The organism is Caulobacter sp. CCNWLW153 (genome assembly GCF_036889365.1).
GTDB lineage: Bacteria > Pseudomonadota > Alphaproteobacteria > Caulobacterales > Caulobacteraceae > Caulobacter > Caulobacter radicis.
In genome coordinates this window covers 20,202-41,193 of sequence record NZ_JBAKFV010000009.1, presented here as the reverse complement: position 1 = coordinate 41,193, position 20,992 = coordinate 20,202, and the positions used below count along the sequence as shown (strand labels likewise).

At 68.3% G+C, this 20,992-nt stretch carries 20 protein-coding genes; 8 read left to right on the top strand and 12 right to left on the bottom strand.

Annotated features, from left to right (window positions below):
- Window positions 1-81 precede the first annotated feature (81 nt).
- Both lepA and V6S85_RS14855 read left to right on the top strand, forming a co-directional pair.
- On the top strand, window positions 82-1,890 hold the full coding sequence (gene lepA / locus V6S85_RS14860) for a translation elongation factor 4 (protein ID WP_334349386.1): 1,809 nt from the start codon (window positions 82-84) through the stop codon (window positions 1,888-1,890).
- Between the two features lie 123 nt (window positions 1,891-2,013).
- A complete protein-coding gene (locus V6S85_RS14855) occupies window positions 2,014-2,475 on the top strand; it encodes a RebB family R body protein (protein ID WP_207780693.1) in 462 nt (153 codons plus the stop codon).
- On the opposite strand, the gene V6S85_RS14850 is transcribed toward V6S85_RS14855, so the two are convergent.
- The 3 genes from V6S85_RS14850 to V6S85_RS14840 are packed head-to-tail and all read right to left on the bottom strand — an operon-like array spanning window position 2,472 to window position 6,071.
- Complete coding sequence (locus V6S85_RS14850; RefSeq protein ID WP_207780692.1) at window positions 2,472-3,488, bottom strand: cytochrome-c peroxidase; 1,017 nt, start codon at window positions 3,486-3,488, stop codon at window positions 2,472-2,474. The genes V6S85_RS14855 and V6S85_RS14850 overlap by 4 nt on opposite strands.
- A 19-nt stretch (window positions 3,489-3,507) precedes the next feature.
- Window positions 3,508-4,032: a homogentisate 1,2-dioxygenase gene (locus V6S85_RS14845; protein WP_334349385.1), complete on the bottom strand. Its 525-nt coding sequence runs from the start codon at window positions 4,030-4,032 to the stop codon at window positions 3,508-3,510.
- An 11-nt stretch (window positions 4,033-4,043) separates the two neighbouring features.
- Window positions 4,044-6,071: a TonB-dependent receptor plug domain-containing protein gene (locus V6S85_RS14840; RefSeq protein ID WP_334349383.1), complete on the bottom strand. Its 2,028-nt coding sequence runs from the start codon at window positions 6,069-6,071 to the stop codon at window positions 4,044-4,046.
- A gap of 120 nt (window positions 6,072-6,191) precedes the next feature.
- On the opposite strand from V6S85_RS14840, the gene V6S85_RS14835 reads away from it, so the two are divergent.
- From V6S85_RS14835 to V6S85_RS14810, 6 genes are all read left to right on the top strand, one after another.
- Window positions 6,192-6,833 carry a glutathione S-transferase family protein gene (locus V6S85_RS14835; RefSeq protein ID WP_334349382.1) on the top strand — a complete coding sequence of 214 codons (642 nt, stop codon included), beginning with the start codon at window positions 6,192-6,194 and terminating at the stop codon, window positions 6,831-6,833.
- 196 nt (window positions 6,834-7,029) lie between these two features.
- A complete protein-coding gene (locus tag V6S85_RS14830; RefSeq protein WP_334349381.1) occupies window positions 7,030-8,622 on the top strand; it encodes a flavin monoamine oxidase family protein in 1,593 nt (530 codons plus the stop codon).
- A 2-nt stretch (window positions 8,623-8,624) separates the two neighbouring features.
- The gene (locus tag V6S85_RS14825; protein WP_334349380.1) at window positions 8,625-9,059 is read left to right on the top strand and encodes a c-type cytochrome; all 435 of its coding nucleotides are present in this window, start codon (window positions 8,625-8,627) and stop codon (window positions 9,057-9,059) included.
- Between the two features lie 39 nt (window positions 9,060-9,098).
- A complete protein-coding gene (locus V6S85_RS14820; protein ID WP_101718037.1) occupies window positions 9,099-9,275 on the top strand; it encodes a hypothetical protein in 177 nt (58 codons plus the stop codon).
- A gap of 27 nt (window positions 9,276-9,302) precedes the next feature.
- The gene (locus tag V6S85_RS14815; RefSeq protein ID WP_334349379.1) at window positions 9,303-9,839 is read left to right on the top strand and encodes an AAA family ATPase; all 537 of its coding nucleotides are present in this window, start codon (window positions 9,303-9,305) and stop codon (window positions 9,837-9,839) included.
- A gap of 3 nt (window positions 9,840-9,842) precedes the next feature.
- Window positions 9,843-10,337: a GNAT family N-acetyltransferase gene (locus V6S85_RS14810; protein WP_334349377.1), complete on the top strand. Its 495-nt coding sequence runs from the start codon at window positions 9,843-9,845 to the stop codon at window positions 10,335-10,337.
- 8 nt (window positions 10,338-10,345) lie between these two features.
- Here the strand turns inward: V6S85_RS14810 and flhA are convergent, their stop codons facing one another.
- The 9 genes from flhA to V6S85_RS14765 form a co-directional block, all read right to left on the bottom strand.
- A complete protein-coding gene (gene flhA, locus V6S85_RS14805) occupies window positions 10,346-12,463 on the bottom strand; it encodes a flagellar biosynthesis protein FlhA (RefSeq protein WP_116488120.1) in 2,118 nt (705 codons plus the stop codon).
- A 143-nt stretch (window positions 12,464-12,606) separates the two neighbouring features.
- Window positions 12,607-13,992, bottom strand: coding sequence for a sigma-54-dependent transcriptional regulator FlbD (gene flbD, locus V6S85_RS14800; protein WP_334349376.1), 1,386 nt, complete (start codon window positions 13,990-13,992; stop codon window positions 12,607-12,609).
- Between the two features lie 95 nt (window positions 13,993-14,087).
- The gene (fliN, locus tag V6S85_RS14795; RefSeq protein ID WP_058346608.1) at window positions 14,088-14,420 is read right to left on the bottom strand and encodes a flagellar motor switch protein FliN; all 333 of its coding nucleotides are present in this window, start codon (window positions 14,418-14,420) and stop codon (window positions 14,088-14,090) included.
- Between the two features lie 5 nt (window positions 14,421-14,425).
- Window positions 14,426-15,073, bottom strand: coding sequence for a FliH/SctL family protein (locus V6S85_RS14790; RefSeq protein WP_334349375.1), 648 nt, complete (start codon window positions 15,071-15,073; stop codon window positions 14,426-14,428).
- A 10-nt stretch (window positions 15,074-15,083) separates the two neighbouring features.
- A complete protein-coding gene (fliG, locus tag V6S85_RS14785) occupies window positions 15,084-16,100 on the bottom strand; it encodes a flagellar motor switch protein FliG (RefSeq protein WP_058346610.1) in 1,017 nt (338 codons plus the stop codon).
- A 4-nt stretch (window positions 16,101-16,104) separates the two neighbouring features.
- Window positions 16,105-17,769 carry a flagellar basal-body MS-ring/collar protein FliF gene (fliF, locus tag V6S85_RS14780; protein ID WP_116565101.1) on the bottom strand — a complete coding sequence of 555 codons (1,665 nt, stop codon included), beginning with the start codon at window positions 17,767-17,769 and terminating at the stop codon, window positions 16,105-16,107.
- Window positions 17,770-18,007: 238 nt separating this feature from the next.
- Entirely contained in the window at window positions 18,008-18,289 is a 282-nt protein-coding gene (gene sciP / locus V6S85_RS14775) for a CtrA inhibitor SciP (protein WP_007675208.1), read from the bottom strand.
- Between the two features lie 168 nt (window positions 18,290-18,457).
- Window positions 18,458-20,137 (bottom strand): flagellar hook protein FlgE, encoded by a 1,680-nt coding sequence (gene flgE / locus V6S85_RS14770; protein ID WP_116565099.1) that lies wholly within the window; start codon window positions 20,135-20,137, stop codon window positions 18,458-18,460.
- A gap of 133 nt (window positions 20,138-20,270) precedes the next feature.
- Window positions 20,271-20,981 (bottom strand): flagellar hook assembly protein FlgD, encoded by a 711-nt coding sequence (locus V6S85_RS14765; RefSeq protein ID WP_116565097.1) that lies wholly within the window; start codon window positions 20,979-20,981, stop codon window positions 20,271-20,273.
- Window positions 20,982-20,992: the final 11 nt, after the last annotated feature.

Below are 20,992 nucleotides of genomic sequence, written 5' to 3'. Positions count from 1 at the left end.
ACGGCCGCCGTGAACGGGGTCGATGACGCAAACCCGTCACGCCCCCTCGCGAAGCGGTTCAAATGTGATAGACGCACGCGCATGAGCTCTACGCCCCTGGATAAAATCCGCAATTTCTCGATCGTGGCCCACATCGACCACGGCAAGTCGACCCTGTCCGACCGCCTGATCCAGACCACGGGCGGCCTGACCGCGCGCGAGATGAGCGCCCAGGTCCTCGACAACATGGACATCGAGAAGGAGCGCGGCATCACCATCAAGGCGCAGACCGTGCGCCTGAACTACAAGGCCGCCGACGGCGAGACCTATGTCCTGAACCTGATGGACACGCCCGGGCACGTCGACTTCGCCTATGAGGTGTCGCGCTCGCTGGCCGCCTGCGAAGGCTCGATCCTGGTCGTCGACGCCTCGCAGGGCGTCGAGGCCCAGACCCTGGCCAACGTCTACCAGGCGATCGACAACAACCACGAGATCGTCCCGGTCCTCAACAAGGTCGACCTGCCGGCCGCCGACGTCGATCGGGTCAAGGCCCAGATCGAGGACGTCATCGGCCTGGACGCCTCGGACGCGGTGGAATGCTCGGCCAAGACCGGCATCGGCATCCCCGACGTGCTGGAAGCCATCGTCACCCGCCTGCCCGCCCCCAAGGGCGACGGCAACGCGCCGCTGAAGGCCCTGCTGGTCGACGCCTGGTACGACGCCTATCTCGGCGTGGTCGTGCTGGTGCGCATCTTCGACGGCACGCTGAAGGCCGGCCAGCAGGTCCGCATGATGCAGACCGGCGCCACCCACCGCATCGACAAGGTCGGCGTGTTCACGCCCAAGGCCACCGACGTCGCGCTGCTGGGCCCGGGCGAAGTCGGCTTCTTCACAGCCTCGATCAAGGAAGTGGCCGACGCCGCCGTCGGCGACACCATCACCGACGAGAAGAAGCAGACCGCCGAACCGCTGAAGGGCTTCAAGGAAGTCGTGCCGGTGGTGTTCTGCGGCCTGTTCCCGGTCGACGCCGCCGACTTCGAGGACCTGCGCGCCGCCGTCGGCAAGCTGCGCCTCAACGACGCCAGCTTCACCTTCGAGATGGAAAGCTCGGCCGCGCTGGGCTTCGGCTTCCGCTGCGGCTTCCTGGGCCTGCTGCACCTGGAGATCATCCAGGAGCGCCTGTCGCGCGAGTTCGACCTCGACCTGATCGCGACCGCCCCGTCGGTGGTCTACAAGATCAAGATGCGCAACGGCGAAGAGATCGAGCTGCACAACCCGGCCGACCTGCCGGACGTCATGCAGATCGAAGAGATCGCCGAGCCCTGGATCAAGGCCACGATCTTCACCCCGGACGAGTTCCTGGGCGGCGTCATCAAGCTCTGCCAGGACCGCCGCGGCATGCAGCGCGAACTGTCCTACGTCGGCAACCGCGCCATGGTCATCTACGACCTGCCGCTGAACGAGGTGGTGTTCGACTTCTACGACCGCCTGAAGTCGATCTCGAAGGGCTATGCCAGCTTCGACTACCAGCTCGAGGACTACCGCGCCGGCGACCTGGTGAAGATGTCGATCCTGGTCAACAGCGAGCCCGTCGACGCCCTGTCGATGCTGGTCCACCGCAGCCGCGCCGAAAGCCGCGGCCGCGGCATGTGCGAGAAGATGAAGGAGCTCATCCCGCAGCACATGTTCGTCATTCCGATCCAGGCGGCGATCGGCGGCCGGATCATCGCCCGCGAAACCGTCCGCGCCCTGCGCAAGGACGTGACCGCCAAGTGCTACGGCGGCGACGCCAGCCGGAAGCGCAAACTTCTGGACAAGCAGAAGGAAGGCAAGAAGCGGATGCGCCAGTTCGGCAAGGTCGAGATCCCGCAGGAAGCCTTCATCGCCGCCCTCAAGATGGACGAGGATTGATCGGCGGAGGGCCCCGCCCTCCCGCGCCTTGTGCGAAATTTCCTATTCTGAAAGCCGCGGCCATCCATAGGGATGAGCCGCGGTTTTCCTTTGAAGGCCGCCTGATCCAGCACGGAGACGACCATGGCCTTCCCGACCAACGTCAACGACCAGATCACCGACTCCGTCAGCCAGGTGAACACCAAGGTTCTGGGCGACGCGCCCGCCATCGCCATGGGCAACCTGTTCCAGGCCACCGCGCAGGCCCTGTCGAACGCCGCCCACAACGCGACGGAAAGCCAGCAGCAGTCCTATGAGACGATGCAGGCCTCGACGACGCAGGGCGTCTCGACGCTGCTGTCGGTCGACACCGCCAGCGCCGGCGAGGCGACGCAGAATATCCTCGACGCCGCCCCGCCTGCACCGCCGAGCGCCCCTGCCGAGGCGGCGATGAAACAGCCCAACCCAGCCATCCAAGCCGCCCTGGCGGCGGAGGAGGCGGCGATGCGCGCGGCGATGGAAAAGGTAGAGCAAGCAACCGCAGCCGCCAACGCGGCCGCCCAAGCCGCCATGGCCGCTGCGATTGGGGCCGCTCCGGAAGACTAGGGCCCGCACCCAGGCTTAGGCAGGGAAAACCGCGGATCCGTGACGAAGGTCTCGTCGGTCAGCGTACCCAGGAACTCGACGAGCTCCGCGACCTGGCGATCCCCCAGGCGCATCGCCACGCGATGCCGACGGATCGCCGTCTCCAGAGTCGGCGCCGAGCCGTCGTGCAGGTAGGGCGCGCTCAGCGCTGCATTGCGCAACGAAGGCGTACGGAAGCGCCCCGCATCGGCCGCCTCGCCCGTGACGTCGCCCAGGCCCTGGTCGCCGGCAAAGGGCGCGTCGATGCGGTGGAAGCGGGCCTTGTCGGCGTCGGTGAACAGCGGGCCGGCATGGCAGCTCGCGCAGCCGGCCTTGAACAACCGCTCGCCGCGCTCGGCTTCGGCCGACACCGCGACGGCCTCGCCCCGTCGACGCCGATCATACGGACTGTCGAACGAGACGAGCGTGCGCTGGAAGGCGGCCAGGGCCTTGGCGATCGTCACCATGCTGACCTCGCCGCCAACCTCGGGAAAGGCCTCGCCGAACATCCTGCGATAGCAGGCCTGGCCCGCCAGGCGCGCGGCCAGCACCGCCTCCTGGCCGGCGAAGCCCATCTCCACCGGCCTGGTCCCGGCGATCGGGATCAGGGCCTGGGCCTCCAGCGTCTTCACGCCCGGATCGCCCCAGGTCAGGGCGCGGAAGTAGCCTGCATTGGCCAGGGTCTGGACGTTGCGCTTGCCCGGATCGCCATGCACGCCCGGATGGGTGCGGTTGCTGTCGGTGAATCCGCGCCTCTGCTCGTGGCAGGTGGCGCACGACATCGTGCCGTCGATGGAGAGGTCGGCGTCGTAGAACAGCTTGCGCCCCAGCTCGACCTTGGCCTGGCTCATCGGATTGTCGATCGGAACCGGCGGCGGCGCGACGCCCTCAGGCAGCTTCCAGTCGAAACTCGAGACGGCGGCGGGCGCGAAGGCGACGCTCAGCAGCAGGCCGGCCGCCAGGGCCAGCGCCTTGCCGTAGACCTCCAGCTTCACGTCTCCGCCCCTCGTCGCGTCAGGGCTTGCGGGCGACCATGATCGGCAGCTCAGCCTGGGCGTTGGCCGAGATCTGGATCAGGTAGTCGCCGGGCGCCAGGTCGAAGGTCACCATCTTGCGCACGGTCGAGCAGGCCGGGCCCCGGCCATGGGCGATCGAGCGCTGGGCCGCGCCGTCCTTCAGCACGTCGATCCAGGCGCCGGTCCCCAGCGCGATCACGTACGAACCGGCCGTTTCCACCTTCAGCGAGAACAGGCCGCCCTTGCTGACCGTGCCGCCGGGCTTTTCCGGCTGCACGGCGTAGGCCACCTCGGGCGTCGGCGACAGGGCGGCGGCATAGGCCAGGCCGGGCGCCAGCACGGCCTTGGGCAGGTCCGCGACCGAGGTCGCCGCCGTCAGCGGCGACTTTGCCGTCCAGCCCGCCAGCTCCGGCGGCAGGCCGGCCTCGACGCCGGGCGCGCAGGCCGCGTCCGGCTGGGTCTGGGCCAGGGCGGCCGGCGCGGTAAGGGCGAGGCCGGCGGCCAGGATCAGGGCAAGACGCATGGCGAGGCTCCTCAGAACTTGACCCGCAGGTCGGCGCGGAAGTTGCGGCCTTCCTCCGGGAAGCCGTCGACCAGCTGGTACTTCTGGTCCAGCAGGTTGCGGGCCCCGAGGATGACGTCGATCTTGGGCGTCACCGTCACCTGGGCCGTCAGGTTGGCCAGCACGTAGCCGCCGGTGCGGTAGTAACGGGCGGGGCTGACCAGCGAACTCGAGGTCACCGTCCAGCGCTTGGACGCCGCCTCGACGCTGGGCGTCAGCGACAGGCGGTCGTTCAGCGTCCAGTCGGCGTAGACGAACAGCTTGTGGTCCGGCGTGCCGGTCGGGCGGAAGGCGGCGTTGGTCGGGTCGGTCAGCTTGCGGTGCAGATAGGTGTAGTTGCCGCCCAGGGTCAGGTGATCGCTCGCCTTGAGGGTCGCCGCGCCTTCCAGGCCATAATACTCGCCATCGCCGGCGTTCTTGGTCTGGTTGACCGTGCCGTAGGGCGGGCCCAGCGCCACCGGGATCAGGATCAGGGCGTCGCGCACGTCGCTGTAGAACACCGCCCCCTCGATCTTCAGCAGCGGCGTGAAGTCGACCGCGCCGCCCAGCTCGTAGTTGATCGCCCGCTCGGCCTTGACGTCCGGATTGGGCACGGCCTGGCCCATGCGGGCGCTGTAGCGCTCGAACAGGGTCGGGAAGCGGGCGCGCGACGAGACGCTGCCGTGCAGTTGCACGTCCGGCAGCGGTCGCCAGACCAGGGCCGCCTGGCCGTTCCAGGCCACGTCGTCGGTCAGCGGATAGAAGACGAAGGCGTTCGAGTTGTAGTCCTGGGCGGTGACCAGGTCGCGGCGGTCGCGCGAGACGCCGACCACCAGGTCGACCTTGTCGCCGAAGCGCTGGGTGTCCTCCAGGGCGACCGAGGTGGTGTCCTCGATCACGGTCTGGCGCGGTTCGGTCCCGGCGGGGGCGAAGCTCTGCTGCCACTCGACATGCTCGTCGCGGCGATAGAAGGCGGCGGCCTTCAGGGTGTTGGACGCGGTGACGTCGACGTCCAGCTCCAGGTTCCCGCCATAGGCCACATCGTCATAATAGGAGCGGAAAGCGCGCCCCAGGGTCTGGCTGTTCTGGCGGGCGTTGTCCCACGAATAGAGCGCGTTCTCGAAGGTGTTGCGATAGACGCGGGCCTTCAGCACGGCGTTGTCGGCGATCTTCGTCCGCGTCAGCAAGGCCAGGCTGTCGATGTTCCAGTAGGGCCAGGACCAGTAGCGCGTGCTGGCCGTGTCGGTGACGTGATAGGGCGCGTTCTTCTCGCCCTCTTGCCGGGTGTAGGTGATCGAGTACTCGTCGGTGGCGTTCGGCGTGAAGCCGGCCTTGAGGTTGACCCGCCAGTCCTCGCTTTCGGAGTGGTCGCGGTTGCCGCCGTTCTCGAGCGCGGTGGCCTTGTAGTCGTCTGGCAGCCGCCAGTGGGTGCGCTCGCTACGCGCGCCGCTGGCCTGGACGTAGAAGCGGTCGGTCTTGCCGCCGATGCGGCCTGACACCGTGTTGCCGTTCAGCGAGCCGTCGCCGTCGAAGCCCGCGCCCAGGCGGATCTCGCCCTCGAAGGGCCGCGACGGCTTGCGGGTGACCAGGTTGATGGCCCCACCCAGGCCGCCCGGACCGTCCAGCACCGAGACATAACCCTTGGAGACCTGGACCTCGGAGAGGTCGGCCGTGAGAAAACGCGCGAAGTCGATGCGGTTGTCGGCCGGCAGGAACACCCGCACGCCGTCGATCGACAGGGTGGTCTGGAAGCGGTCGAAGCCGCGGATGAACACCAGCCGCTCGTTGCGCGAGCCGCCGCTGTTTCCGGCCGCCGCGCCAGGGATCAGGTCCAGCGCCTGGTCGACGCTGGCCTTGTCGAACCTGCGCAGATCCTCGCCCTTGACCGTGCTGCCGCCTACCGTCTCGCCGGCGGCGTTGCGGGCGGTCACCTGCACCTCGCCCAGCGCATAGACGTCGCCCTGGGCGTGGGCGGCGCCGGCCAGCAGCGAACCGGCGAGCAGTACGGAGCGAAACAGCATGAAATCCCCTCGTTATGTAATTTGACTACATAACGAGTCGTCGCCCGTCGCGCCTTGCAGATTTTCTCCGCCGGCCGCCGCATCCGAAATGCTAGAAATCGCGGCGCCACGGAGGCCCGCATGCTCAAGATCCCCATGCTCAAGATATTGGGCCGCACCTCGTCGTTGAACGTCCGCAAGGTGTTGTGGACCTGTGGCGAACTTGATCTCGCCTACACGCGCGAGGACTGGGGCACGGGCTACGCCTCGACGAGCGATCCGGCCTTCCTGGCGCTCAATCCCAACGCCCTTGTGCCTGTGATCATCGACGAGCACGGCCCGCTGTGGGAGTCGAACACCATCTGCCGCTATCTCGCCTCGCGCCACGTCGGCGGCGAGGCCCTGCTGCCCACCGAGCCGCGCGGCCGCGCCGCCGTCGAGCAGTGGATGGACTGGCAAGCCACCGAGCTCAACACCGCCTGGCGCTACGCCTTCGCCGGCCTGGTGCGGCGGATGCCCGGCTTCGACGACCCGGCCCAGATCGCCGCCAGTATCCGCACCTGGAACGGCGCCATGGCCCTGCTCGATCGCCAGCTGGACCGCACCGGCGCCTTCGCCGCCGGCGAGACCTTCACCCTGGCCGACGTGGTGCTGGGCGTCTCCGTCCACCGCTGGGCCGCCTCGCCCATAGATCGCGACGCCCTGCCGGCCGTCGAGGCCTATTACGCCCGCCTGAAGACCCGCGAGGCGTTCGGGCCGTGGGCGCTCGACTCGGTTCCCTGAGGCCCGCGCCGCCCTCGCCCACCCGCCTGCCCGTTTCCTGCGCAGCCCGATCTTCCGAACGCTGCGGAACGGTGATCCGCGAACCCATCCGCCCGCCACGCGAACAAAGTGGGCGGCGGGGGCGACGGGCGCCCTGCTTAGCTCGGCCCAGCGCCGCCTCGTCGCGGGCGGCGGCGAAGGGGATAGGGCCGAGCACATGCCAGACGGAGTCCGCGTACCGACCAGAAGACAGCTGCTGACCGCGATCGCCCAGGTGGGCGGGACGGCGGCGCTGTACCAGGCCATGACCACTCTCGGCCACGCTGCCGAGACCCAGTTTCACGGCCCGCCAGACCTTGCGGGCGCGAGGCCCGGCGCCTCGGTGCTGGTGCTGGGGGCGGGCCTCGCCGGCCTGCTGGCCGCCTATGAGCTGACCCGCGCCGGCTACAAGGTGCGGATCCTCGAATACCAGGGCCGCGCGGGCGGCCGGAACTGGTCTCTGCGGGGTGGCGACACCTATACCGAGCTGGGCGGCGCGACCCAGAAGATCGGCTTTGCTCCCGGCAACTACTTCAATCCCGGCCCATGGCGCATCCCGCACCATCACCGCACCCTGCTGCACTACTGCAAGCAGTTCGGCGTGGCGCTGGAGCCGTTCATCCAGTTCAACCACAACACCTGGCTCCACTCCTCGACCGCGTTCGGCGGCAAGCCGGTGCGCTTCAAGGCGGCCGCGGCCGACTTCGAGGGCAATGTCGCCGAACTGCTGGCCAAGTCGATCAACACTAAGGCGCTGGACAACGCGGTCACGCCCGAGGATCGCGAGAAGCTGCTGGAGGCGCTCAGGGGCTGGGGCATGCTCGATGGCGACTACCGCTACGCCAAGGGCCTGCGCAGTTCGGCCCACCGCGGCTATGATCGGCCGCCCGGCGGCGGGATCGACGGCGCGCCGATCCCGTCCGACCTCTACGCCCTGCACGACGTACTCGACCCGCAGGTCTGGACCTCGATGGCCTTCTTCATGGGCCACGAGATGCAGACCACCATGTTCCAGCCCGTCGGCGGCATGGACATGATCGGCAAGGCCTTCGCCAAACAGGTCGAGGGCCTGACCACCTTCAACGCCAAGGTCACCAAGATCGCCCAGGACGACAGGGGCGTGGCCGTCACCTTCGCCGACACCGCCACCGGCAAGGTCGAGACCGCCAAGGCCGACTGGTGCGTTTGCACAATTCCTCTCTCGATCCTCGGCCAAATCGACAGCGAGATCAGCGACGACCTGGCCGCCGCCATCAAGGCCGTGCCCTATTCGGGCCAGGTGAAGATCGGCCTGGAGATGAAGCGGCGCTTCTGGGAGGAGGAAGACTCCATCTACGGCGGCCACAGCTTCACCGACCAGGAGATCGCCCTGATCTCCTATCCCAACAACAACCTGTTCGGAAACGGGCCGGCCGTGCTGCTGGGCGCCTTCGCCCGGGAGATGGGGGCCTACCGCCTGGCCGGCATGACGCCGCAGCAGCGCATCGAGGTCGCCCTGCAACAGGGCTCGGTCCTGCACCCGCAGAGCTATCGCAAGGAATTTTCGAACGGCGCCTCGGTGGCCTGGAGCCGCGTGCCCTGGGCGCTGGGCTGCTGCGCCCGCTGGACCGAGGAGACCCGCAAGCAGCACTACCAGACCCTGGTGGCCATGGACCGGCGGATCGTGCTGGCCGGCGAGCACGCCTCGTATGTCGGCTGCTGGATGGAGGGCGCCCTGCTCTCGTCGCTGGACGCCATAACCCGCCTGCACAAGCGCGCCCTGGAGGCCTGAGCATGACCCGTCCCGTTCTCGTCGCGGCGTCGGCGCTCATCGCCGCCCTCGCCTGCGCCATCCCCGCCGTCGCCCAGGCCCCAGCCGACGGCGACACCGGCGGCGGCGTGGTGCGCGTGGCAAAGCCGATCACCGGCCAGCAGGTCTACGAGGCTGTCTGCCAGGCCTGCCACATGGCCGACGCCAAGGGCGGAACCGGCGCGGGGACGATTCCCGCCCTGGCCGCCAACCCGAAGCTGGCCGCCGCCCCTTACGTCACCATGGTGGTGGTGCGCGGCCAGGGCGGCATGCCGCCCTTCGCCGGCACGCTGGACGACGCCCAGATCGGCGAGGTCGTCACCTATGTCCGCACGCACTTCGGAAACGCCTACGCCAAGCCGGTGACGGCCGCCGACGTGGCGAAGGTTCCGCACCCCGATCGGTCCGGAGGTCACTAAGCGCGGGCGCGGGGCGTCGCGGCGTGCTAAAGCGCGCCGATGAGCAACGAGACCAACGACGCCCCGCCGAACGAAACCCCGATGCAGCGCGCCCTGCGCCTGAAGAAGGCCGCCCAGGGCCGCCACGGCCATGGCCCCAAGGCCTCCAGCGGCAAGGTCGACAAGGCCGACGCCGTCGCGCCGACGGGCAAGTCGCGCCCCTGGATGACCCGCTAGGGTCGCCAGCCGGCCGGAGGACGATCCATGGCCGACAACTTCGTCCTGATCACCGGCTGCTCGGGCGGCGGCAAGTCCAGCCTGCTGGCCGAGCTGTCCGCCCGCGGCTATGCCGTCGTCGAGGAGCCCGGCCGCCGCATCGTCCGGCAGGCGGCGCAAGGGCCCGACGACCACGTCCTGCCCTGGATCGATCCCAGCGCCTTCGCCCGCCGCGCCATCGAGCTGGCCCTGGCCGATCGCGAGGCCGCGCGCGGGCTGCATGGCTGGGTGTTCTTCGACCGCGGGCTGGTCGACGCGGCCAGCGCGCTTGAGGCCGCCACCGGCGAGCCCAGCCTGCGGGCGCTGGATCGCGCCCATCGCTATCACCGGCGCGTCTTTCTGGCCCCGCCCTGGCCCGAGATCCACGTCGCCGACGCCGAGCGTCGCCACGGGTTCGACGCGGCGCTGGACGAGTATGGCCGCCTGGAAGCCGCCCTCCCCGCCCTCGACTACGAGGTCGTCGTCCTGCCAAGGACTTCGGTCGCCGCCCGCGCCGACTTCGTCCTCGCCACCCTGGAAGCCTGAGCCATGCTGATCCGTCCCGAGCGCCCCGAAGACGTCGCCGCCATCGGCGCGGTGACGGCCGCCGCCTTCCTGGGCCGTCCCTACAGCAGCCAGACCGAGGCCCTGATCGTCGCCGCCCTGCGCGCGGCCGGCGCCTTGTCGCTGTCGCTGGTGGCCGAGGTCGACGACCAGGTGGCCGGCCACATCGCCTTTTCGCCGGTCGACATCGAGGTCTCGTCGGGCGACTGGTACGGCCTGGGTCCGGTGTCGGTGAGCCCCGACCAGCAGGGTACGGGCCTTGGCCAGGCCCTGATCCGCGAGGGCCTGAAACAGCTGGAAGCGCGCGGCGCCGCCGGCTGCGTGCTGCTGGGCTCGCCCAAGTACTATGAGCGGTTCGGCTTCGTGGCCGACGAGGCCCTGACCTATGGGGGCGAAGCTTCGCCTTACCTGCAACGCCTGGTCTTCAAGGGCCGCCCGCCGCGCGGCGCGGTGACCTACCACACGGCGTTCGGCGCTTAGGGCGCCCCCTAGACCATCCCCACCGTCTTCAGGCGGGCGCGGGGGTGGATCTCGTTCTGGCTCATCACCACGGTCTGGCCGCGGAAGCGCTCGATGATCGAGCGGACGTAGGGGCGGATGCCCGGGCTGGTCAGCAGCACCGGCGACTCGCCCTGCAGGGCGGCGCGTTCGAAGGTGTCGCGCACGCCGCGGATGAAGTCCTGCAGGCGCGAGGGAGCCAGGGCCAGCTGCTTGTCCTCGCCCGGACCGATCAGGGCCTCGGCGAAGGCCTGTTCCCAGTCGGCCGACAGGGTGATGATCGGCAGGGCGCCGTCCTCGCCGCGATTGGCCCAGCACAGCTGGCGGGCCAGGCGCGCGCGCACCTGCTCGACCAGCTGGGTGACCGAGGCCGTGTGCGGCGCGGCCTCGCCGATGCCTTCCAGGATCTGCGGCAGGTCGCGGATCGAGACGCGCTCCTTGAGCAGGGCCTGCAGCACGCGCTGGATGGTGGCGGCGTTGACGACGCCGGGGATCAGGTCGTCGACGAGCTTTTTCTGGTTCTCGGGCAGCTCCTTCAGGAGCTTCTGCACCTCGGCGTAGGAGAGCAGGTCGGCCATGTTCTCCTTGAGGATCTCGGTCAGGTGCGTGGTCAGCACCGTGGCCGGATCGACGACCGTATAGCCGCGGAACGTGGCCTCCTCGCGCAGGTCGTCGGCGACCCAGGTGGCCGGCAGGCCGAAGGCGGGCTCGCGCACGTGTTCGCCGGGCAGCTCCACCTGGCCGCCGCGCGGGTCCATGGCCATCAGGTGGCCCAGGCGCACTTCGCCGAGGCCAGCCTCCATCTCCTTGATGCGGATGGCGTAGCCCTGGTTGGCCAGGCGCATGTTGTCGAGGATGCGCACGGGCGGCATGACGAAGCCGAACTCGGTGGCCAGGGTCTTGCGCAGGGCGCGGATCTGGTCGGTCAGGCGGCGGCCTTCCAGGTCGTTGATCAGGGTCAGCAGGCCGTAGCCCAGCTCGATCTTGACGTCGTCGATGGCCAGGGCCGCGCTGATCGGCTCTTCCTCGGGCTCCGAAGGCGCCTCGGCCGCGGCGGCGGCGGCCGCGGCGGCGGCCTCCTTGGCCGGCGCTTCCTTGGCCTGCTGGGCGCGGCGATAGGCCAGGAAGCCCGCGCCGACGGCCAGGCCCGCGAACGGCAGCAGCGGCATGCCCGGGATCAGGGCGATGACGCCCGACGAGGCCGACACCATGCCCAGCGCGACCGGGTTCATAGCCAGCTGGGTGGTCAGGGCCTTGTCGGCGCTGCCCTCGACGCCGGCCTTGGAGACGACCAGACCGGCGGCGATCGAGATGATCAGGGCCGGGATCTGGCTGACCAGGCCGTCGCCGATGGTCATCAAGGTGTAGGTCGAGGCGGCCTCGCCCATCGGCACCTTGTGCTGGACGACGCCGATCAGGATGCCGCCGACGATGTTGATGCCGGTGATGATCAGGCCGGCGACGGCGTCGCCCTTCACGAACTTGCTGGCGCCGTCCATGGCGCCGAAGAAGGTCGATTCCTGCTCCAGCTCCTTGCGGCGGATCTTGGCCTGGTCCTGGTCGATCAGGCCCGTCGACAGGTCGGCGTCGATGGCCATCTGCTTGCCGGGCATGGCGTCCAGGGTGAAGCGCGCGGCCACTTCGGCGATGCGGCCCGAACCCTTGGTCACGACCATGAAGTTCACCACCACCAGGATGATGAAGATGATCACGCCGATGACGAAGTTGCCCTGCATCATCAGGTTGCCGAAGGCGGCGATGACCGCGCCGGCCCCGTGGCCGCCCTCGTGACCATTGCCCAGGATCAGGCGGGTCGAGGCGATGTTGAGGCCGAGGCGATAGAGGGTCGCGACCAGCAGGACGGTCGGAAAAGAGGTGAATTCCAGCGGCTTCTTGATCAGCACCGCCGTCATCAGGATCAGCACCGAGCCGGTCAGCGACACGGCCAGCAGGATGTCGAGCAGCGCCGGCGGCACCGGCAGGATCAGCAGGACGATGATGCCCACGACGCCGACGGCCAGGCCCATCTCGCCGCGCAGGATCCCCTCCCACAGCGACCTGGCGCTGGGGATCGAGGAAGCGGCCTTGGGGGCGGCGGCGTCAGCCATGGAAAGCCTTGCTGCTGTGTCTAGGACGGGACCGTTCCGCTTGAAGCGATTTGTGGCGGCCCGCCATCTCCTTAATCGAAATTAGCCATGTTCGGCGCCGGACCGATCGTCGCGGGCGCCGAACAGGATTCTACACTTGAGGTTTAAGCGGCCGCGCCGACGCCGCCCTGCGGCGGGGGCACGTTGACGCCGGCGTCGCCGTATTCCTTGAGCTTGTTGCGCAGGGTGCGGATCGAGATGCCCAGGATGTTGGCGGCGTGGGTGCGGTTGCCCAGGCAGTGCTCCAGGGTGTCGATGATCAGCGTCTGCTCCATCTCGGCCACGGTCTGGCCGACGAAGCTGCGGGCGACCGCGGCGCTCGCCACGGCTTCGGCCGCCGCCATCGAGGCGCCGCGCGCCACGGCCGCGTCGGGGGCCGGAGCCAGGGGCTGGCCGTCCGGCAGGCGGATGGCGAACTCCTCGATCTCGACGCCGGTCGACAGCAGCACCGCGCGGTGCATGGCGTTTTCCAGCTCGCGCACGTTGCCTGGCCAGCGGTGGGCGATCAGGCGGCGCTTGGCCTCGGCCGAGATCGGCTTGAGGTCGATGCCGTTGGCGGCCGAGTACTTCTTCACGAAGTGCTCGCACAGATTGATGATGTCGCCCGGGCGTTCGCGCAGCGGCGGCAGGGCCAGGTTCACGACGTTCAGGCGGTAGAGCAGGTCTTCGCGGAACACGCCTTCCTTGACCGCCTCGGCCAGGTTGCGGTTGCTCGTGGCGAGGATGCGGATGTCGACCTTGACCGGCTTGGTGCCGCCCACGCGATCGATCTCGCGCTCCTGGATGGCGCGCAGCAGCTTGGCCTGCAGGCGCACGTCCATTTCCGAGATTTCGTCCAGCAGCAGGGTGCCGCCGTTGGCTTCCTCGAACTTGCCGATGCGGCGGGCCAGGGCGCCGGTGAAGGCCCCCTTCTCGTGGCCGAACAGCTCGCTTTCCAGCAGGTTCTCGGGGATGGCGGCGCAGTTGACGCTGATGAACGGCGCCTTGGCCCGACGCGATTTCGCGTGGACGTGGCGAGCCATCACTTCCTTGCCCGAACCGCTTTCGCCGGTGATCAGGATCGAGGCGTCCGACGGCGCGACCTGGTCGGCCAGCTTGATCACCTGCTCCATGTTCGGGTCGCGGGCGATCATCGGGCGGTTGTCGTCGGTGACGGCGGCCAGGACCGCGGCGATCAGCTCGGCGTCCGGCGGCAGCGGGATGAATTCCTTGGCCCCGGCCTTGATGGCGCCGGCGGCGCGCATCGGATCGGCGTCGACGCCGCAGGCCACGACCGGCACCCGGATCCGCTCGCTCTCGTTGGCGGCGATCAGGCCGGCGATGTCGAGGCCGTAGTCGACCATCATCAGGTCGGCGCCCTGCCCGGCCCGCAGCGCGTTGGTCGCCTGCTCCGTCGTCTCGACGTGCGAAACCTTGGCCCCGGCGTTCATCGCCATCTTCACGGCGACCGAGAGCTGACCGTTCAGTTTACCAACGACCAAGAGGCGCATTGTCTTGTCTCCGGGCGGCCCTTCCGGACCGATCTTTTACTGCTTCGCCCTCTTTCAGAAGGCGCGGACTAAGGTGGACGGGGAGCCTCGGGCGATCAGCCCGCGGCGTCGCCGTCCTTGATGATTTCCGTCATGGTCACGCCCAGGCGCTCGTCGACGACGACGACCTCGCCCCGGGCGACCAGGCGGTTGTTGACGTAGATGTCGATCGCCTCGCCGACCTTGCGGTCGAGCTCGAGGATCGAGCCGGCCTGCAACTGCAGCAGTTGGGCGACCGACATGTTCGAGCGGCCGAGCACGGCCGAGATGTTGACGGGAACGTCGAACACCGGGGCCAGGTCGGAGGCGATCTTGTCGCTCAGCTCGACCGGGATCTCCGAGGCCAGCATGCCGCCGTTGAAATCGTTGAGGGTCAGGTCGTCGGACATGGCGGTCAGCCTTCGCTAGGAAGCAGGGGTTCGGCGTGCAGGCCCTCGGCCGCGATGGCGGCTTCCAGGGCCTGGGCGACGCGCTGCGCCGCCTCGTCGGGATTGAATTCGGCGCGGCCGTCGCCCCAGTCGAGGACGAAGGCGGCGGGCGGCTGGGCGCCGTCGGCGCGGGCGACGATCGCGCCCGGGAAACCGATGGCCTGGGCCGTCTGCTCCAGGGCCGCCTGGGTGCGCTCGACCAGGTGCGGCGCGACGCGGACGGAAAGCTTGGGCTGGGCCTCGACCTCGCGGGCCAGGGCCAGCAGGGCCGCCGAGGCCGGGGCCTCGGGGAACTGGTCCAGCGCAGCGTCGGCGATCTTGTTGGCGCAGGCCAGGGCCAGGCGGGCGGCGTGCTCGCGGTGCTCGTGGGCCACGGCCGCCAGGGTCGACATCGCGCCGTGCACGGCGTGGGCGATGACGTTCATGGCCTGGGCGGCTTCCTGCTCGGCGCGGGCCACGGCCGAACGCTCGCCCTCGGCGAAGGCCTCGGCGCGGGCGGCCTCGACCTCCTCGGGCGTGAAGCTCTTCTTCACCTTGGGGGCCTCGTAGGCCACCCCGCCACGGTCGTCGAAGACCGTGTCGAAGGCGAAGCGCTGATAGGTTCCGTTGCTCATCCCGCGCGCCTCAGTAGATCAGCTCGTCGTCGCTGCCCGAACCGGCCAGCATGATCTCGCCCTTGGCGGCGAGGTCCTTGGCGATCTGGACCATGGCGACCTGGGCCTGGTCGACGTCCTTCAGACGCACCGGGCCCATGCTTTCCATGTCCTCGCGCATGATCTTCGAGGCGCGTTCGGACATGTTGGAGAAGAACATCTCGCGCAGCTTGTCCGAGGCGCCCTTCAGAGCCAGGGCCAGCTGTTCCTTGCCGGTGGCGCGCAGCAGGGTCTGCACGCCGCCCGGATCCAGCTTCGACAGGTCCTCGAACACGAACATCAGGGCCCGGATGCGCTCGGCCGCCTCGCGGTTGCGCTCTTCCAGGGCGGCGATGAAGCGGGCCTCGGTCTGGCGGTCGAAGTTGTTGAAGATCTCGGCCATCATCTCGTGGCTGTCGCGCTTGGAGGTGCGCGCCAGGTTCGACATGAACTCGATCCGCAGGGTCTGCTCGATCTTGTCGAGGATCTCGCGCTGCACCGGCTCCATGCGCAGCATGCGGGTGACGCACTCCAGCGCGAAGTCTTCCGGCAGGCAGGCCAGCACGCGGGCGGCGTGGTCGCTCTTCACCTTCGACAGCACGACGGCGACGGTCTGGGGGTATTCGTTCTTCAGGTAGTTGGCGAGCACCGCCTCGTTCACGTTGCCCAGCTTGTCCCACATGGTTCGACCCGCCGGACCGCGGATCTCTTCCATCAGCTGATCGACCTTCTCGGGCGCCATGAACGACATCAGCAGGCGCTGGGTCTGCTCGTAGGAGCCCATGATCGCGCCCGTCGAGCTCATGCCCGAGACGAACTCGACCAGCAGCTCTTCGACCACGCTGGCCGAAACCGTGCCCAGGCTGGCCATGGCCTGGGAGACTTCCTTGATCTCCTCGTCGTCCAGCGCTTCCCAGATCTTGGTGTGATCTTCACCCAGGGCGAGCAGGACGATGGCGGCCTTTTCGGGCCCGGCCAGCTTGGCGATGTCTGTGACGGCGGCCTTCATCCGATCACTCCGACTCGTGCAGCCAGTTGCGCAGGATCGCGACCGACTCTTCGGGGTGCTTCTCGACGAACTCCGACACGCGCTTGATCGACGAGGCCTTCACCTGGCCTTCGATCTTGGCGATGTCGATGCGCTGATCGATGTCGGAAACCGGGCCGGCGATGGCGATCGGCTCGCCCGACTGGTCGACCACGACCTGCTGGGTGGTGCCGTCCGACAGGGTCACCAGGCGGGTGACCGGCTGGTCGCCCTGGCCCAGGGCCAGTTGGATCGGGTGCTGGCCGGCCGGCTGGGTCAGGCTCTTGATGAACGGGCGCACGGCGAACAGCAGGATCAGCAGGGCGACGATGGCCAGGACGCCGATCTCGGCGACGCGCATCAGGTCGTTCTTGTCGAAGCCGGCCATCAGCCCGCCCTTGCCGTCCAGGCCCTGGTCCTCGGCGGTCGGGAAGCGGATGTTGGTGACCTTCACCTGGTCGCCGCGGGCGGCGTCGAAACCGATGGCGGTCTTAACCAGCTCTTCGATCTGCTGGATCTCCTCGGCGGTGCGCGGGGTGTAGGCGCCCGGCTTGCCGTCCTTGCCCGGGGCGGCGGTGACGCCGTCCACGGCCACGGCCACGGCGACCTTCTTCATGGCGCCCGGCTCGACCACTTCGGTGCGGACGGTCTCGGAGTTCTGGTAGTTGGTCGTCGTCTCGTTGGCGCCCGAGGTCGAGCCCAGCGGCTGCAGGCCGCCCGGCGCGGCGCCGGGGATGTTCTGGGTGGCGGTGACGCCGCCGGTGTCGTCGTTCTTGGTCTCGGAGGCGTTGTTGGCGCTGGTGCTTTCCGACAGCACGACCTGGCCATCCGGATCGTAACGCTTTTCCTGGGTGGTGATGCGGTTCAGGTCGAGGTCGGCGGTGACCGTGACGCGGGCCTTGCCCGGGCCCAGGACGCCGTCGAGCATTTCCTTGACGCTCTTGCCGATGCGCGCTTCGGCCTCGGACTTGCGGTCTTGGGCCAGGCGGCCGGCCAGGCTCTCGTCGCCGCCGGCCGACAGGGTCTTGCCGTGGTCGTCGATGACGTTGACGCGCTCGGGCTTCATGCCCGGGACCGAGCCGGCGACCAGGTTCTGGACGGCGGCGACCATGTCCGACGACGGCTCGCGGCCGGCGGTGCCGATGGTGACGGCGGCCGACGGCTGCTCGGCGTCTTCCTCGAACAGCTGGCGCTTGGGCAGGACGAGGTGGACGCGCACGTCGCGCACGCCCTGCCAGCCGCGGATGGTGCGTTCCAGCTCGCCCTGCAGGGCGCGCTGGCGGTTCAGCTGCTGGACGAAATCGGTCTGGCCGATGGCGTTGCCGGTGTCGAAGATCTCGTAGCCGATCGAGCCCGAGGTCACGAGGCCCTTGCCCGAAACCAGCAGGCGCGCGGAATTGACCTTGTCGCGGGCGACCATGATGGTCGAGCCGTCGCCCTTGGTCTCGTACTTGATGCCGGCCTGGTCCAGCGCCTGGGTGACGGCCGAAGCTTCCTTGAGGTCGAGATTCGAATACAGCAGCTCGCTCGGCTGCTTGCCCAGCATCATCACAACCGCGGCCAGCACGGCGATGGAACCGACGGCGACGCCCGCCAGGGCGGCCAGTCGGCCGACGCCGAACTTCTGAATCGCGCTCAGGAATTTATCCACTGGGCCTGTCCCTCAAACTGCGTCCGAACGGAACGCAAGCGAGACGGATGGAAGTCCGCCGTCGCTAGGCAGGATTTACCCAGTCGATGGTTAACACCGGCTTTAGATTTGAGGCCGGAACCCGGCTCCATAGGCGCCAAATGGTCGCGGCCGCGCCCCAGGGGGCGCGGCCGCTGAACAGACCGTTCGGGCGCTTCCTGGAGCATAACTCCTCGCGCCCTTTCAGTTTTTCCGCCGTTTAGCGGTACTGCTGAAGCCGGGTGGTCCGCAGACCCGCCAGGCCGTGCCGGTCGATAGACTGCTGCCAGGCGAGGAATTCCTCGTTGGTCAGCTTGTAACGATCGCACGCCTCGTCGAGCGAGAGGAGACCACCGCGGACGGCGGCGACCACCTCGGCCTTGCGCCGGATCACCCAACGCTGGGTTTCCGGGGGCGGAAGATCCGACAGGGTAAGAGGCGCACCGGTCGGACCGATGACGTACTTTTCACCCCGGCTGTTCGTGCGCTGCTGCTGCAACATGGCTTTACGCCTTTCCCACAACCATCACTGTTGACGAGGAATATAGGCGCCGGGGAATAACGACGGCTTAATTCCAGTAGTAAAGAAAGACCTAAACACGGGACTTCCTCCAGCGATCAGAGTGTATCGATGTGACACACTCTGATTAAGACCAGTTAATACCTATGATCAGCGCTTAATGCTCAGAAGTTCTTCCAGCATCTGATCGGCGGTAGTGATGATTTTCGACGAGGCCGAGTACGCGCGCTGCGTAGTGATCAGGCCGGTGAATTCAGTCGACAGGTCGACAGTCGAAGCTTCCAGCGTCGAAGGAGCCAGAGAACCGGCGCCGCCCTGGCCCGGGGTCTTCAGGCTGTAGGTGCCGCTTTCATTGGTGACGCGGTAGGCGTTGCCGTTAACGCCCTTCAGGCCGTTGGGATTCGAGAAGGTCGCGATGGCCACCTGGGCGATCCGGCGAGTCACCCCGTTGTCGAAGATGGCCGAGACGTAGCCGTCTTCATCCACCTCGATGTTGGTCAGGTTGCCGAACGCCGTACCGTTGGTGTTCACCGACTGCACGACCGACTGGCTGTTGTACTGCGTCAGGCCGCCGGCGGCGTTGGCCAGGTCGATCTGGATGTCCTGGGCGTCGATGCCCAGGCCGTCGGCCCAGCGCGGACCCGTGCCGGTGGCGGTCGGGTCCGAGGCGCCGATGTTGATCGCCGTCGGGGTCACGCCGCCGAACAGGTTGCCGACCGAGGCCAGCTTGCCGTCCGTGGTGAAGGTGATCTTGCCCGAGCTGATCAGGCCGTTGGTGTTGTTGTCCAGGTCGCCCGGCTTGGCGCGCAGTTCGGCGAACCATTCGTTCGGGCCGGGGCCCTTGAGCAGCGACAGGGTGACGGTGCGCTGGCCGCCCTTGGAGTCCGAGACCGGGATCTGGATCTCGAAGTCCGGCTTGACGCCGGTGGTCGGGTCTTCGGCGTAGTCCGACATCGAACGCGTGGTCGGATCGTAGGCGCCGGCGCTGACGGCCTGGGCCTTGGTCGACAGGCCCAGGTCGGACAGGTTCACGGTCACGCCGCCCGAGGTGACGGTGGTCGTGCTCGGGGTCGTGGAGCCGTTCGGCGTGTAGCCGGTCAGGGCGCCCGTGGTCGGGTCGTAGGTGGCCACGCCCGACTGGAACGCCACGCCGCCGCGCGTGATCGACACGGCGTACTCGTTGCCGTTGCCGGTCGGGCTGTAGGCGACGTTGTAGTTGGCGGTGCCGGCGGGGGTCTCGGGCACGGCGGTCTTGGCGACCGAGGCGTTGGCCGCGGCCGACACGGCCTGTTCCGAACGCAGGTTGGCGTTGACGCCGACGCGCGTGGTCTTCTCGGCGGTGCCGCCGACGGTGCCGACGTTGATCGACGACAGCTGGGTCAGGTCCGACGGGTCGGGCGTGATCATGCCGGTGACCGGATCGGCCAGCCAGCCTTGCAGATACAGGCCCGCGTCGTTCTTCAGGTAGCCCAGGTTGTCCAGCTGGAACGAACCGGCGCGGGTGAACGAGCGGGTGTCGGTGGCGGTCAGGCCTTCCGGCTTCTCGGTGGCGACGAAGAAGCCCGAGCCGGCGATCGACAGGTCCAGGCTCGAGGTCGTCGACTGGGTCAGGCCCTGCTGGCTGATGAACTGGTGCGTCAGAGCCTTCACGCCGCCGGCGCTGTAGGTGTTGTTCTTGCTCTGCGAGGTGACCAGCGTCGAGAAGTTGGCCGACGAGCGCTTGTAGCCGACGGTGTTGACGTTGGCGATGTTGTCCGAGATCGCGGCCAGGGCCGACGAGTTGGCGACCAGACCGGAGACGCCCGAGAGCATGGCGCTGTTGATGGACATGACTGAAATCCTGCTCGTGAGGTTTGTTTGGCGGGGTTCAGCGCAGTTTGCGTTTGGGTCCCGGGTCGGCCGTCTGGCTCGGTGGGGGACCGCGTCGGCGTCATTCTGACGCCCGGTTCATTCCGTGGAGGCCTTAGGCGGCCTCGGCTGGGGTTTCCGGTGTCTTGTCCGGAGCATTGGTGACGCCGATCACCTGGCTGATCGGCACCTTGACGCCGTCGATGGTGACCATGTTCTGGCCGCTCTCGTTGGTCACCGCGGTCACGATGCCTTCGATACGACCCTTGGAGGTGGTGGCGATCTTCGTGCCTTCGCCGTCGAGGGCGGTGACGCGCAGGGTGTAGGCGGCGCCGTTGGGCTGCTGGACGCCGCTGGTGCTGTCCTTGCCGTCCCACTCGAAGGTGTGGTCGCCCTTGCTCATGTCGTCGGGCAGCTTGGTGGCGACCACGTTGCCGTACTTGTCGAGCACCTCGATCTTCACCGAGGTGGCGTTGCGGCCGAGGGTGTAGCTCCAGTTGGCCTTGCCGTCCTTGAGCACCGAGGTGTCGGTCTCGGCGGTGGCCTGCTTGCCCATCATGTTGACCGCGTCGGCGATGCCGCCGTCGTTCATGCCGACCAGCGCCGCCAGCAGGTCGTTGGTGACCAGCTGCTGCTCGACGCCGGTCATCTGGACGATCTGGCCGGTGAAGGCGTTGGAATCCATCGGCGACAACGGATCCTGGTTCTTCATCTGCGTGGTCAGCAGCTTGAGGAAGGTCTCTTCGCTGCTCGCCAGCTGGTTCCTCGAGTTGTTGATCTTGTCGATCACCGAGGTGCCGGACGTCGCGCTGGTCGTGGTGGCCATGACGCTTGCTC

Excerpts from the sequence above, each read along its gene's own strand:
- lepA (WP_334349386.1), top strand. The coding sequence starts at position 82 with ATGAGCTCTACGCCCCTGGATAAAATCCGCAATTTCTCGATCGTGGCC.
- V6S85_RS14855 (WP_207780693.1), top strand. The coding sequence starts at position 2,014 with ATGGCCTTCCCGACCAACGTCAACGACCAGATCACCGACTCCGTCAGC.
- V6S85_RS14845 (WP_334349385.1), bottom strand. The coding sequence starts at position 4,032 with ATGCGTCTTGCCCTGATCCTGGCCGCCGGCCTCGCCCTTACCGCGCCG.
- V6S85_RS14840 (WP_334349383.1), bottom strand. The coding sequence starts at position 6,071 with ATGCTGTTTCGCTCCGTACTGCTCGCCGGTTCGCTGCTGGCCGGCGCC.
- V6S85_RS14835 (WP_334349382.1), top strand. The coding sequence starts at position 6,192 with ATGCTCAAGATCCCCATGCTCAAGATATTGGGCCGCACCTCGTCGTTG.
- V6S85_RS14830 (WP_334349381.1), top strand. The coding sequence starts at position 7,030 with ATGCCAGACGGAGTCCGCGTACCGACCAGAAGACAGCTGCTGACCGCG.
- V6S85_RS14825 (WP_334349380.1), top strand. The coding sequence starts at position 8,625 with ATGACCCGTCCCGTTCTCGTCGCGGCGTCGGCGCTCATCGCCGCCCTC.
- V6S85_RS14820 (WP_101718037.1), top strand. The coding sequence starts at position 9,099 with ATGAGCAACGAGACCAACGACGCCCCGCCGAACGAAACCCCGATGCAG.
- V6S85_RS14815 (WP_334349379.1), top strand. The coding sequence starts at position 9,303 with ATGGCCGACAACTTCGTCCTGATCACCGGCTGCTCGGGCGGCGGCAAG.
- V6S85_RS14810 (WP_334349377.1), top strand. The coding sequence starts at position 9,843 with ATGCTGATCCGTCCCGAGCGCCCCGAAGACGTCGCCGCCATCGGCGCG.
- flhA (WP_116488120.1), bottom strand. The coding sequence starts at position 12,463 with ATGGCTGACGCCGCCGCCCCCAAGGCCGCTTCCTCGATCCCCAGCGCC.
- flbD (WP_334349376.1), bottom strand. The coding sequence starts at position 13,992 with ATGCGCCTCTTGGTCGTTGGTAAACTGAACGGTCAGCTCTCGGTCGCC.
- fliN (WP_058346608.1), bottom strand. The coding sequence starts at position 14,420 with ATGTCCGACGACCTGACCCTCAACGATTTCAACGGCGGCATGCTGGCC.
- V6S85_RS14790 (WP_334349375.1), bottom strand. The coding sequence starts at position 15,073 with ATGAGCAACGGAACCTATCAGCGCTTCGCCTTCGACACGGTCTTCGAC.
- fliG (WP_058346610.1), bottom strand. The coding sequence starts at position 16,100 with ATGAAGGCCGCCGTCACAGACATCGCCAAGCTGGCCGGGCCCGAAAAG.
- sciP (WP_007675208.1), bottom strand. The coding sequence starts at position 18,289 with ATGTTGCAGCAGCAGCGCACGAACAGCCGGGGTGAAAAGTACGTCATC.
- flgE (WP_116565099.1), bottom strand. The coding sequence starts at position 20,137 with ATGTCCATCAACAGCGCCATGCTCTCGGGCGTCTCCGGTCTGGTCGCC.
- V6S85_RS14765 (WP_116565097.1), bottom strand. The coding sequence starts at position 20,981 with ATGGCCACCACGACCAGCGCGACGTCCGGCACCTCGGTGATCGACAAG.